This window comes from Morganella morganii (genome assembly GCF_019242955.1).
In the GTDB taxonomy this organism is placed as follows: domain Bacteria; phylum Pseudomonadota; class Gammaproteobacteria; order Enterobacterales; family Enterobacteriaceae; genus Morganella; species Morganella sibonii.
This window is the reverse complement of record NZ_CP066129.1, coordinates 2,595,947-2,608,378: the sequence shown is the minus strand read 5'-3', so window position 1 is coordinate 2,608,378 and position 12,432 is coordinate 2,595,947. Positions and strand designations below refer to the sequence as shown.

The following is a 12,432-nucleotide window of genomic DNA, read 5'->3' as shown; positions in this document are numbered from 1 at the left end:
GGTACAAATAATGAAAATAAGGCCTTCAGCAAGATTCTTCATCTTAAACAAACAAAATGAAATATTATTATTTCATTTTCGGTTTAACAGCGGTGCTCTGTCAGGTGAATCATACTGGGCGACACCGGGCGGAGGGCTTGAACCGGGTGAAACCTATGAACAGGCTGCATGCAGGGAGCTCAGGGAAGAAACCGGAATTATCCGCGATAAATTTGGTGCTGTGGCAGCGGAAAACACATTTCCGATGCTTTTGCCAAATGGCGAAACAGTGATGGCAGAGGAGCGATTTTATCTGGTCAATGTCAGTGATGAAGAACTGAATTTTTCTGACTGGACTACGCAGGAAAAAGAGGTAATAAATGACCACAAGTGGTGGGCGTTAAGTGAGCTTGCGGAAACAGAGCAACAGATTTTTCCCGTTGAAATTATTGTGCGGATTTTAAGCGAATACACCTCTGGTGAGAAATAAAAATAATGATAAAAGAAATCCGCCAACAGATGGCGGATTTCCTTCTTGTACACAGAAAAACCCCGGCTATGCCGGGGGATATTTATTGATTTTAACGTCAGTCAATGACTTTTATTTTTAAAGGGCGGAATTTGCTGTAACACCATAATCCGATGAAAATCATTGTTCCGAAAACAGCAGTAAATACACCAATAAAAGCCACCCCGATAAGCAGGGAAGCCGGCAGAGCCGCGATACCTGTGATTAACTCACCATTTACCAGAACAGTACCGTAGCCAAACGCCCCCATAATGCCTGAAAGCAGTGAAATAAATATCATCGGAATGCTTAGCCCTATCAGGATCAGTTTGTATATTACGGATGCATTTACCTGCTTTTCGTTCACTGAGGTGCTCATTATATTTCCTGACGTAATATGAATTGGTAAGTTCTGATGTTAAGGCTATCTGTCGCCATCACAAAACAACGCTCCTGATTAGGGATAACATGATCTTAGCGTATATACGACAGTTCTGTCACTATTCCGGTGGCTGAGTGCAGTCAGGCAGAGTGGCTGGTAATGAGGTAATAATATAAGCCCGCACAGATCCATGCTATGGATGGTTTTCTGTTATATATGTTTTGACGTATGTGTTTATTCGGGAGTATATTAGTCCGCAGTAATTATGCAGGAGTGGATATGGAATCGTTACAACTGTTTAAGATATTAAGTGACCGGACAAGGCTGGATATCATATTGCTGCTCAAAGCATCAGGTGAACTGTGTGTTTGTGATATTTACACCGCGTTAAACCTGTCCCAGCCGAAAACTTCACGACATCTTGCTATGCTCAGGGAATCAGGATTATTGCTCGATTCCAGGCACGGGAAATGGGTTCATTACCGGTTATCACCCGCTTTGTTGCCCTGGGTCAGAAATATTATCGATGTTGCGTTCAGTACAGAAAAAAACAGGGTGTCACACCTTTTGAAAGTAATAACCGATAAAACGTCATCCGGATATTGTTCCGGCTGATTTTTTTAAATTAACATATGTGTTTTTTCATATGTGTTTGTTGCGGTGAAAAATGTTTTTCCTGTATTTGGTGTTTACGGTACGGATAGTTCCCTGAAAGAGGTTTTTATGTTTATTGCGGCATTAATATTTATTCTGACCATTGCATTTGTTATCTGGCAGCCCAAAGGACTGAGCATAGGCTGGAGTGCGGCTGCCGGTGCATTGGCTGCATTATTATCCGGGGTGATAACCGTTCAGGATATCCCGGCTGTCTGGAATATCGTCTGGAATGCAACGGGCACATTTGTTGCTGTTATTATTATCAGTCTTATTCTGGATGAAAGCGGATTTTTTGAATGGGCGGCGCTTCATGTGGCAAAGTGGGGCGGGGAAAAGGTAAATTATTATTCAGTTATATTATCCTGCTCGGTGCATGTGTTGCGGCCTTATTTGCTAATGACGGGGCGGCTCTGATATTAACGCCTGTCGTTATTGCTATGTTACTGGCTCTGGGGTTCAGTAAGGGCACAACGCTGGCCTTTGTGATGGCTGCGGGATTTATTGCCGATACTGCAAGTTTACCGCTGATAGTGTCAAATCTGGTGAATATTGTCTCCGCTGATTTCTTTAAGATCGGATTTACGGAATATGCGTCGGTCATGGTGCCGGTGGATATTGCCGCTATTATTGCAACACTTGTTATGCTGCACTGGTTCTTTCGCCGGGATATTCCAAAACACTACGATACGTCAAAACTGAATACCCCCGCATCGGCGATCAAAGATCTGAAAACATTTAAAGCGGGATGGTTTGTTCTGGTTTTACTGCTTATCGGTTTTTTTGTTCTCGAACCGCTTGGTATTCCGGTTAGTGTTATTGCGGCGATTGGTGCATTCGTTTTATGGTTGGTGGCATCACAGGGAAAAATGATTAATACCCGGAAAGTATTGCGCGGTGCTCCGTGGCAAATAGTTATTTTCTCACTGGGTATGTACCTTGTTGTATATGGCCTGAAAAATGCGGGGCTCACAGATTACCTGTCAGAAATATTTAATTATCTTGCAGACAAGGGTATATGGGCTGCAACACTCGGAACGGGTTATATCATCGCTTTTTTATCTTCTGTGATGAACAATATGCCAACCGTTCTTGTCGGTGCATTATCGGTTGAAGGCAGTAATGTGACAGGTCTTGTTCAGGAAGCGATGATATACGCGAATGTTATCGGTGCAGATTTGGGACCTAAAATTACCCCGATCGGGAGCCTGGCAACATTATTGTGGCTGCATGTTCTGTCTCAGAAAAATATGGCGGTTACATGGGGGTATTACTTTAAAACAGGCGTTATTATGACCATTCCTGTTTTAACGGTGACCTTAGTGGCTCTGGTCATCAGGTTGTCTTTACTGAATTAATGCAAATTATTTTCATAAGACAATCAACTGCGATAGAAACTAAATATAGTTGTTTCTTTTATTAATGCAAAAAATGACGGGAAAATTGATTTTATATTTCACTTAGTCTCAGGTGGTATTATCAGTTAATAACGGTATGTTATTTTTCACTACATTTACATATAAAATAATCTTATGTAATAATGCCGGGGTCAATTATCAGGAATTAACCTTATGCATTATGTAGTTATATCTCATCTGTCATTATGTCTGCTTGTTGGTTGTGCTGAGGCAGGAAATAAAAGTCACTCTGAACTAACGATAGCCACCAAAAAAACACCCGATAATCGTATAAATAATACCACCGGTAAGCCTGGCTATATGCTTGCCGGTCGTTCGAAATTCGAGCAGGATGCAGAAAAAAGCCAAAATAAACTGAATGAAATTTTTAAAGCCGGACTAAAAGAAAGCAAAAATACCGGTATCGATAGTGATTTTTCTTATAAACCCAATGAGTTTCCTTCCTATACTTATGGCCGGTATGCGGCGCCGGAGTTTGTCTGGAATAGTGAAAAGCAGACTTACGAAGTAAAACCATCAGCACGTATGACCTTCACAATAAGACCCTGATTTACTGCCGGTTGTGCCGGAGCTGAATCTTCGTGAAGGCAGGCAGCGAAAAACGGATACGGTATTAAACCACAAACCAATGTCAAATTTTCAGCGTCTGATCTTTGATTTGCAGGCGGAAATCGCAGATGATGATTATATAGTCACTGACAGGAGGTAAATTGTTATGTTTCCGGAATACCGTGATTTAATTTCCCATCTTCGCCAGAATAACCTTGAGTTCCGCACGTTGTTTGATAAACACAATCAACTCGATCATGAAATAGCCCGGCTGGAAAAGTCAGACAGAAGTGGCTACAGTGAGGAAGTGGTGGAACTGAAAAAACAAAAATTACGCCTGAAAGAAGAGATCCACCAGCTTCTGAAAAATCCGCCGGAAGATGACTGAATTTCCCTTATATGCCATCGGTTTATCCGGTGGCTTTTTGTTTCAGGCTTAATAATACGGGGGAAAGAGGATGATTCATTACCGGCAGATGGAAAATAGGGACTGCGGAAAGGTTGCTGCATTATTACAGGAAAACGCACAGTCACGGCAGGGGGGATTATTGGGAGAATACCCGCTGAAAAAAGTTGAAACGATGTTTGCGCATGCACTGACAGTGATTATTGCTCAGGACGATGACGTGATTGCAGGTGTGGTATTCAGTTTCCCGGTGCAGTCCGCACAAATATCCCCGGTGACCGCACTGATCTCACAGCAATTTGGTGAACTGCTGGAAAATAACTGGTTTTATGGCCCGGTCTGTATCGCAAAGGATTATCGCGGACAGGGGATTTTATCGGCATTATATAAACAGGTGTGCGCGGAAAACAGCGGAAAGCCGGTTGCATTTATTAATCAGGATAATGAGCGCTCTGTTCGTGCGCATCTGAAATCCGGCATGAGAGAAGCAGGGCATTTTATCTGTAATGAGACCCCGTATTTACTGATGATTGGCCGCTGAATATCATCGGGAATTATCTTTTATGGTTTTTATTTCCTGTTTTTACGTATCAGTGACTATACTGAAATCGTCATTATGATTTGCCGTATTAACATGATTTTTCAACCTGAGGAGCTTGTTATGGGGTATTACGAGTTAAAAAAATCGACCAAAGATGTATCACAGCCGTACTATTTTGTCCTGAAAGCCGGTAACCATGAAATTATCGCCACCAGCGAGATGTATGCATCAAAGCAGGGGGCGCTGAATGGTATTGCCTCCGTGCAGAAAAATGGTCCTTCTGAAGAGATTAAAGACCTGACCGGTAAATAAAATAAGCAGCAGAATTAATAAGGCTCCTGAACACATCAGTGAGCCTTTTCTTTTTTACGACGCTGAAGCCATCCTGGCTGAAATACAATACCGGTTGTCCTGCATGCAAAAGCGAACTCCCCGCGGGCTGTTTATAGTAAAGGCAACGATTATGTTAAGCGGGGCTGTTTCTGTGTTTCTACTCTTATTTGCGTGTGGCTGTCTTGTCGGGTCAACAACCGTGTTATTCGGTTTCGGCGGCGGATTCTTTATTGTTCCTCTGCTTTATGCGCTGTTAACGGCGACTGCTGACAGTCATACCGCTGCTGCGGCCATGCATATTGCCGTGGCCACGTCTACCTGCGTGATGATATTCAGCTCATCAATGGCGACACTTCGTCAGCATCGCGCAGGAATGATTAACTGGCCACAGGTACGTCCGCTGGCAGGTTATATTGCCGCCGGTGCCGTCGCAGGCGCGCTGATGGCGATCGCAGTTCAGGGGGAGTGGGTCAGATGGATTTTTATTGCGTACCTTGCCATTACCATTCTGGACAGCATTTTCCGTCCCGGATTTATGACACAGTCAGCTTCTCATTTGCGGGAAATGCCGGCGGGTGCCACTGCGGCAGCCGGTACTGTCATTGGTGTTGTGGCTGCCTTTCTGGGTGTGGGGGGCAGTGTTATGACGGTACCGCTGATGCGCCGCCGTGGTGCGGAAATGGCACAGGCGACCGCCATGGCAAACCCGTTATCTTTGCCGATGGCACTGACCGGTACACTGACTTATATTCTTCTGGCCCGCAATGAAACATCGGAATTCGGCAGCGGATTTGCCGGTTATGTGGATATTCAGGCCTTTGTTTTACTGATTGCCGGCTCCTGGCTGGGGCAAAAACTCTGTGCTCCGCTGATTGGTCGTATCCCGGACCGATTCTATGCCAAATCTTATCTGGCTTTGCTGATATTTGTACTGCTGGTTATGATCATTGTGCAGTAAACCGGATATCTCCGCCGAAAAATAATGATATGAAGCGAAACGGTATCTTATCTGTTACCATCCGATTTTGTGATCTATCAGCTTTACTTATGTCTTTGGATGTCTTTAAATATCTTCGGGTTCTTTGTTTGTCAGATACTAAGCAAGGTTTACAGGAGACTCGATCATGTCACCAATGACGAAAAGTACGATGGTATACCCTACTGGTTTCTTCACCTGCATCGCGCTCATTATCTTTGTTATTGCGTTAGCAGTTTGATGACGGGTAATTAAGATGAAAGGAAAACCTCCCGTATGACGGGAGGTTTTTTTACGGCCCGGTATGGCGCCGGTTTAATCCGCGGATAACACCGTTATCATAATCAGATTGCGCTCTGTTTTTCCTCTTTAACTTTTTTTGCTTTTTTTCCTTTCTCACTTTTTACTTTTGCTTCGTGTTTTACGGCTTTAGCATGACTGTCCGCTTTAGTGGCGGTAATACCTGAATGTGCCGCAGAAACTGCCGGTGCGGATGTCGATGCCATTGCACCGAAAGAGAATAAACCGGCCAGCGTTGCAACAATAAGAGCTGAATGTTTCATTATGATATCCTCAGGATTACGGGAGTATTTATACCTGCTCAGCGGGTATGGATGAAACATATTCCTGTTTTTTTCGCCGCACAACGGGATATACATAAACAGCGGCAATATTTTCAAATCCCCGGAAAACTGACAAATACTGATATTTCGCTATAGGTTTTATTTATAAAAAATCACTTGTTAATCAATTTATTAGCCTGTTTTTATTTGTAAAATAAACGAATCATCAACAAAAAATAAATTTATTATTTGTCCGCATTCAGTTTTTTTTGTAATTCAGTTGTCAGCCTGATCAGGTGCGTCTTGTCTTTTTCTGAAAGGTATGTTGTGTATTTATCTGCAAAGCGGTTAATACGCTCCATTCCTTTGATGATCTTTTCAGCGGCTTTATCTATATCGTGTTGATTTGTATTCATTGCCTTTTCCTTTTCAATAGCGGTGTTATTACTATTATCAGAAAAAATAGTGATTAATAGCTTAAATTGAATTAATCCGGTTCATCATAAAGAATTAAGGGAGTCTTCATTTTATTTTTTCCGGAGAGGATTATTGTGAAAAGTTAAATAAGAAAATCCGCTCCGGAATACGATCAGGAGGCGTTTTTTTCTTCATCCGTCAGCTTAAATTTACCGGACATCACATCGAATACCAGTTGATCAGGTTGCATATCGGGATGGTCACATACATAGGCTTTCACTGCCCCTGTTCTTTTCGGGGCAATAAAACCGGCCAGTTCCCGGAAAATACGTTTTTCCACATTGCATAATCCGCCTTCGCGCATTTCCATCGGGTGAACGAGCACCGCGTAGCGGGGACTGAATATTTTTTTCCACAGCGGCAGCGGGGAGGTCAGGCGTGAAACCGTCTTTTGCAGTGTTTTGGCGGCAGAGAGCATATCCCCGACCAGCAACCGGTTTGTGGTAAAGGGCGTTTCCGGTATCCCCGTCATTTCACGGTGTGTTCTGACATCACGGACGACAATTTTGTCCTGATAGAGCAGGATATAAAGGTAAAATATATTCATAAGTCACTTTCCGGGCTGATATTGTTATCAGATCAATTTTAAATCTGCTGATAAAACAATCCATTACTTTTTTCTCAGGTGTTGATCCGGATCTTGTCATTGACGGATTTCAGATCATTCACTACGATATTAATTCATTCAAATGAATTAAATATAGGTGGGTTATGAAAACGATTAATACTGCAATACCGGCCGGTTTCTCTTTACAGGAGCGGGATCGCCGCTGGAACCTGGCGCGCGACATCATGCGCCGGCGCAATCTGGATGTTCTGATTGTTTACGGTGACCGGGAATCGGCTGCACCGGCCCCGTTTTGTGTGGATCACTATTTTACGAATGATCGTCTTGGCTCTGTGGTGATTTTTTATCAGGATAATGACCCCGTTGTCGTGACATTTGCGCCGATGATGATTGCTGACCATATGCAGGCCGCAATGCGAGGGGACAATCAGTGGTTGTCCCCGTCACAGATTATGGTCGGCAAAACCGGGCGTAATATCGGTGCGCTGCTCAGGGAAATGAATGTCCCGGCGGCGGCACAAATCGGCGTGATCGGGCTGGAGCCGTATCCGCCGTTCTATTTTGATGGTGCAATGCCGTTTAATACCCTGACCGGGATTAAAGAAGCGTACCCGCAGGCGGCGATCGTGCCGGTCTATCGTGACTTTTTTGTCCGCGCATCAGTGAAAAGTGAAGAAGAACTTGCTCATATCCGTCATGCTGCGGCGATTGGTGAAGCCATGAGTGAAGCGATGCGGGTGACTGCTGTACCGGGAAACAGCGAGGCGGATATTGCGGCGGCAGTGACCGCCACCTGTTTATCCGCGGGTGGTTTTACCGCTGAGATTCTGATGGGATCCGGTCCGGAATATATCGGCTGGGGTCAGCCGGCCTGGCAGTACCGTTCACAGAAACCAAGAGAGATTGTGTCAGGTGATATTGTATTGTCCGAAATTTTTGCACTGTACGGAATGTATGAAACCCAGCATCAGGCAGCCGTTGCGGTCGGAAAAATCCATCCGCAGCTGGAAAAAGCAGCTCTGGTCGCCAGAGAGTGTTATGACATTGGGGTGTCATATCTGAAAGAGGGTGTGACATTCGGGGAAGTGGTGGATGAAATGGAAAAACCATTGCTGGCTTCCGGCGGCTGGCATGTGCATCCGCTCATTCACAGCATCAATCCGTATGGCCCGATCGGGTTCGGTACTGCGCCGGGTATTGAGTCTCTGCCGCTGGTATCCCGTTACCGTAAAGTGGAACGTTTGCCGAATCCCGGACGGGAGCTGGTGCTGAAAGCGGGAATGAGTTTTGCATTTGAACCTAACTGTGCCTTTGGCTATCATCTGTGTAACCTTGGCGGCACGGTGATTGTCGGGAAAAACGGCGGAATTGAGCTTAATGATAATTCCACCCGGCTGATGCGTGCTGATCTCTGATTATACCGGTGAATGCCGCAGATGACGGATAAGATGAATAAACATGCGCTCTCCTCAGAGCAGACCAAAGAGAAACTGATACAGGCGGGCGTCCGCCTGTTTGCCCTGAGCGGCGTCAGCGGTGTCCGGACCCGGCAGCTGGCGGAGGAGGCGGGTGTGAATCAGTCGGCTATTCCTTATCATATGGGGGGAAAGTCGGGTGTATATGCGGCGGTGATCCGTAAAATCACAGATGATCTGGCGGCAGTCACGGATGTCAGCGGGATTGATGCCGCCACGGCAGCATTGATGGTACAGGCGCATCCCGGTAAAACAGCACTGAAAACGGTTCTGACCAGTATGGTTACCGGGCTGTGCAGAGCACTGCTGTCGCCGGAGCATGCGCTGTATGCCACACTGATTTTGCGGGAACAACTGGAGCAGACTGAAAATTATAATGTGATTTATCAGTCCTTTATCGAACCATTTCATGAACAGCTCACCCGTCTGGTACAGCTTGCGGATGTACAGGCAGATACAAAAACAGCGATTATCAGGGCACATGCACTGATAGGACAGATTCTGGGATTCGTGGTGGCGCAGAAAGCCTATCTTCGCCGCAGTGAAGAAAAATCAGTCAGTGAGGATTCACTGACAGCCATTACCGGACAGATTGTGCTGCTTTCATGCCGTGCACTGGGACTGGATCAGGAGTGAGAAATCGTGCCGGACGGTGTCCGGCACTCTTAAGTTTGTTGTCATTACCAGCCGGGAACAGCCCCGCCGTTAAACAGGGTTTCAGCGGCCTTTGCTACTTCCGGTGACTGATAAGCTTTGATAAATTTCTGCACATTCTCTGCGTCTTTATTATCCTCACGGGTGACAATAATATTGACGTACGGCGATTCTTTATCTTCGATAAACACACTGTCTTTTACCGGAGATAAACCGGTCTGCTGAAGATAGGTGGTGCTGATAATCGCCACAGTCACTTTCGGATCTTTAATCACCCTTGGTAACTGGGCACCTTCCAGCTCCATGATATTCAGTTGCAGCGGATTTTCGGTAATATCAAGCGCGGTAGGTAACAAACCGGTACCGGACTTTAATTTAATCAGCTTCTCTTTTTCCATTAATAATAATGCGCGACCCAGGTTTGTCGGGTCATTCGGCATAGCGATAGTATCGCCGGTTTTTAATTCACTGATATTGCTGATTTTATCGGAATAACCGGCCATCGGAAATACAAAGGTATTCCCCACTGCGACCAGATTATAGCCCCGTGCATTATTGTCCTGAGCCAGGAACGGACGATGCTGGAAAACGTTGGCATCGAGGTCACCGTTGGCTGTCGGATCATTCGGTAACAGGGAGCCGCTGAAGCCGACCAGTTCGACATCCAGTCCGTATTTTTCTCTGGCCACTTTTTTGGCAACCTCTGCCACATCCTGCTCGGCGCCATTAATCACACCGACTTTAATTTTTGTCATGTCAGTTGTGCCCTTATCACAACCCGACAGTAAAAATCCCAGCGCTAAAACAGCACCGGAAAAAAACAGAGAAAATTGTTTTTTCATTATGTTCACCATTCTGTTTACTGAAAGTATGTCTCAGTAAATAGCGGCAAAATGAAAGAAAGGTCAACGGGGAGGGTGATGCAAAAATTTCATCTTGACAGAAAAAAAAAAAAGCCCGCAATCCGCGGGCATAATCACAACATTTCTTCAGGGTACTCTCTACTTGGATGAACTTACTATACCGGAGCGGATGTGTAGTAGTGTCCGGCTTTTTAAAGTCTGGTTAATGTATTATCGGGATTTGTCAGTGAATGATGACAAAATGTGACAAAGGACACGTTAATATTTGAAAGTTATTATGATGAGAAAAAAAGAATATAGCACACCGGAAAAAGGTTGCTGTATTGATCAAATACGCAGTTACTGACCTGTTCCGGAAAATATATTCCGTTATACTCATTTCGGAAGCCTGCACAATGATAAGTAATGCATATTGTTATTTATCAATGATAAATGGAGAAATAATATGCCAAATAAAATCTTTTCACCAAAATATAATCCTGTTGAGCGGGTGGCTTTTGATATGGCACTGGCTCTTGCATCAAAAATGGAAGCAGTTAATACACCTGCACAATTAATGGACGAGATTGCGGCACTGTATCCGGAATGCTACAAAGTTGCTGATAATCAACGTAAGCGGGAGTATCTCGGATCACATGTAAAACTGCATTCGGTCGGATAATGTGATAAACGCCGGGGGCCCCGGCGTTTATCTGTCACTGTTCATACTTTCGCAGTAACGCCGTATCCGGACTTTGGTTTTGACGGATAGCGGCTGGCGGAATACAGCGATGTGCTTGTCAGGCAGCAACTGCCGGCAGAATTCACAGTATAAGTGCGGCGAACTGAGAGCGCTTTTGTGACTCTGTTCATTGGCTGCCTGTTCAGCGATAAAACAGGTTCTTCCTGAATGCGCTCTCCGTTAATGTGCTCTCCGTTAATATGTTCCCCGCTGAGGGCGGCTTTCAGCTCTTTGTTAAGCTGGTACTCTGCCTGTAATTGCTGTCTGCGGGCAGACCGGCGGGCTCTGGCGCAATGATATCCGCGGCAACTCATTTCTGTCTCCTTTACCTTTCTGAACATCAATACTAATAAAAATACTATTAGTATTATTCAGGCATGATACCTGTCACTGCAAAATAACTACCATAAGTATTATATTTATCCGGAAAATGCCCTCTGCCGGGAGGGTGAAGATAATTACAGCTTCATCATCATCTGAACGGCAACACCGATAATTTTGCAGTCACCGTTGACTTTCATCGCAGGCCACGTCGGGTTAAGTCCTTTCAGATACCAGTTGCCACCGTCGATAACCAGTTTTTTGAATGTGGCTTCGTTAGAATCTGTCAGTTTTGCGACGACCAGGCTGCCGTTTTCAGAATCTTTGCCGGTATCAATAAGGATCAGCGAGCCGTCAGGTACGCTTTTACCGGTCGGGGCTGTCATGGAATCCCCTTCGACCCTCAGCCAGAATGCAGCACCCTGAACATGGGTTTCCGATTCATACCATTCATCGATTTGATCCAGGCAGTAGGCTTCATTTGCTTCATTCCAGGCACCCGCCTGTACCCAACTTATCACCGGGTATCGGGGGGAGGGCTTGTAAGGCCGCAAGCCGGAAATATTGCTGTCAATAGCAGCGCTCAGCGCCTGTGCCTCAGTGGCAAGAGACGGGCTGAAATCTGAAATCGGGACATTAAGTTGTGAGGAAAAAACACTAGCTGTCTGTAAATTCAATGCGTTACGGCCGTTAAGATAGTGACCGACGGCGCCCTGGCTGATATTCAGTATGTCAGCAATGCTCTGCTGGGTGATACCCAGCTCTTTTTTCTTTGACTCATACAAAGCTTTCAGTCTTCGGCAGTCTGCCAGCTGTTCTGTCGTCAGTTGTCGTTTTTCATTCATACTATAGTAATACCAAAAATCAAATTTTTGTCAATACTAAAGATATTGACATATTTAATAGTTATGGTATTATTATATCCATCAACAGATGATGTTGTACCGCTCTTTAACAGTCTGCGCTGAAAAATGCGCACAAACCCGGGAAGCATACCGTTGTGTATTTCCGGGGCAGGTATACGAAACGCATCGCCATCAAACA

General features: G+C 45.0%; 17 protein-coding genes and 1 pseudogene. 11 read left to right on the top strand and 7 right to left on the bottom strand.

The features are described 5' to 3' along the window. The first annotated feature begins 10 nt into the window (after nt 1-10). Complete coding sequence (locus JC793_RS12150) at nt 11-469, top strand: NUDIX hydrolase (protein WP_218426290.1); 459 nt, start codon at nt 11-13, stop codon at nt 467-469. 97 nt (nt 470-566) lie between these two features. Here the strand turns inward: JC793_RS12150 and JC793_RS12145 are convergent, their stop codons facing one another. Further along, nucleotides 567-866: a hypothetical protein gene (locus tag JC793_RS12145; protein ID WP_166708140.1), complete on the bottom strand. Its 300-nt coding sequence runs from the start codon at nt 864-866 to the stop codon at nt 567-569. A 282-nt stretch (nt 867-1,148) separates the two neighbouring features. Between JC793_RS12145 and JC793_RS12140 the strand changes: the two genes are divergently transcribed. The 7 genes and pseudogenes from JC793_RS12140 (at nt 1,149) to JC793_RS12110 (ending at nt 5,728) form a co-directional block, all read left to right on the top strand. Beyond that, on the top strand, nt 1,149-1,484 hold the full coding sequence (locus JC793_RS12140; protein WP_218426289.1) for a metalloregulator ArsR/SmtB family transcription factor: 336 nt from the start codon (nt 1,149-1,151) through the stop codon (nt 1,482-1,484). A 108-nt stretch (nt 1,485-1,592) separates the two neighbouring features. Then, nucleotides 1,593-2,881 (top strand): annotated as a pseudogene (locus JC793_RS12135) (arsenic transporter). Nucleotides 2,882-3,094: 213 nt separating this feature from the next. Continuing rightward, complete coding sequence (locus tag JC793_RS19620; protein ID WP_247717242.1) at nt 3,095-3,490, top strand: hypothetical protein; 396 nt, start codon at nt 3,095-3,097, stop codon at nt 3,488-3,490. Between the two features lie 166 nt (nt 3,491-3,656). Then, nucleotides 3,657-3,878 carry an HP1242/YdcH family protein gene (locus JC793_RS12125; RefSeq protein ID WP_046893968.1) on the top strand — a complete coding sequence of 74 codons (222 nt, stop codon included), beginning with the start codon at nt 3,657-3,659 and terminating at the stop codon, nt 3,876-3,878. Nucleotides 3,879-3,966: 88 nt separating this feature from the next. Continuing rightward, nucleotides 3,967-4,437: a GNAT family N-acetyltransferase gene (locus tag JC793_RS12120; RefSeq protein ID WP_247717241.1), complete on the top strand. Its 471-nt coding sequence runs from the start codon at nt 3,967-3,969 to the stop codon at nt 4,435-4,437. 120 nt (nt 4,438-4,557) lie between these two features. Beyond that, nucleotides 4,558-4,749 (top strand): YegP family protein, encoded by a 192-nt coding sequence (locus tag JC793_RS12115; protein ID WP_046893969.1) that lies wholly within the window; start codon nt 4,558-4,560, stop codon nt 4,747-4,749. Nucleotides 4,750-4,921: 172 nt separating this feature from the next. Then, the gene (locus JC793_RS12110) at nt 4,922-5,728 is read left to right on the top strand and encodes a sulfite exporter TauE/SafE family protein (RefSeq protein ID WP_247717240.1); all 807 of its coding nucleotides are present in this window, start codon (nt 4,922-4,924) and stop codon (nt 5,726-5,728) included. 362 nt (nt 5,729-6,090) lie between these two features. Here the strand turns inward: JC793_RS12110 and JC793_RS12105 are convergent, their stop codons facing one another. The 3 genes from JC793_RS12105 to JC793_RS12095 form a co-directional block, all read right to left on the bottom strand. Further along, nucleotides 6,091-6,309, bottom strand: a complete 219-nt coding sequence (locus JC793_RS12105; RefSeq protein ID WP_218426286.1) for a hypothetical protein — start codon at nt 6,307-6,309, stop codon at nt 6,091-6,093. A 245-nt stretch (nt 6,310-6,554) separates the two neighbouring features. Then, a complete protein-coding gene (locus tag JC793_RS12100) occupies nt 6,555-6,725 on the bottom strand; it encodes a hypothetical protein (RefSeq protein ID WP_181257579.1) in 171 nt (56 codons plus the stop codon). A gap of 173 nt (nt 6,726-6,898) precedes the next feature. After that, on the bottom strand, nt 6,899-7,333 hold the full coding sequence (locus JC793_RS12095; protein ID WP_218426285.1) for a hypothetical protein: 435 nt from the start codon (nt 7,331-7,333) through the stop codon (nt 6,899-6,901). A gap of 164 nt (nt 7,334-7,497) precedes the next feature. Between JC793_RS12095 and JC793_RS12090 the strand changes: the two genes are divergently transcribed. Then, a complete protein-coding gene (locus JC793_RS12090) occupies nt 7,498-8,769 on the top strand; it encodes a M24 family metallopeptidase (protein ID WP_112549531.1) in 1,272 nt (423 codons plus the stop codon). A 33-nt stretch (nt 8,770-8,802) separates the two neighbouring features. Next, entirely contained in the window at nt 8,803-9,465 is a 663-nt protein-coding gene (locus JC793_RS12085; protein ID WP_247717239.1) for a CerR family C-terminal domain-containing protein, read from the top strand. A gap of 44 nt (nt 9,466-9,509) precedes the next feature. Here the strand turns inward: JC793_RS12085 and nlpA are convergent, their stop codons facing one another. Then, nucleotides 9,510-10,325: a lipoprotein NlpA gene (nlpA, locus tag JC793_RS12080; protein ID WP_107678919.1), complete on the bottom strand. Its 816-nt coding sequence runs from the start codon at nt 10,323-10,325 to the stop codon at nt 9,510-9,512. 466 nt (nt 10,326-10,791) lie between these two features. Here nlpA and JC793_RS12075 point away from each other — a divergent pair, with 466 nt between their 5' ends. Then, complete coding sequence (locus JC793_RS12075) at nt 10,792-11,007, top strand: hypothetical protein (protein ID WP_247717238.1); 216 nt, start codon at nt 10,792-10,794, stop codon at nt 11,005-11,007. A 41-nt stretch (nt 11,008-11,048) separates the two neighbouring features. On the opposite strand, the gene JC793_RS12070 is transcribed toward JC793_RS12075, so the two are convergent. Together JC793_RS12070 and JC793_RS12065 are read right to left on the bottom strand one after the other, a co-directional pair. After that, nucleotides 11,049-11,381: a hypothetical protein gene (locus tag JC793_RS12070; RefSeq protein WP_247717237.1), complete on the bottom strand. Its 333-nt coding sequence runs from the start codon at nt 11,379-11,381 to the stop codon at nt 11,049-11,051. Between the two features lie 144 nt (nt 11,382-11,525). Then, a complete protein-coding gene (locus JC793_RS12065) occupies nt 11,526-12,233 on the bottom strand; it encodes a LexA family protein (RefSeq protein WP_052927002.1) in 708 nt (235 codons plus the stop codon). Nucleotides 12,234-12,432 lie beyond the last annotated feature (199 nt).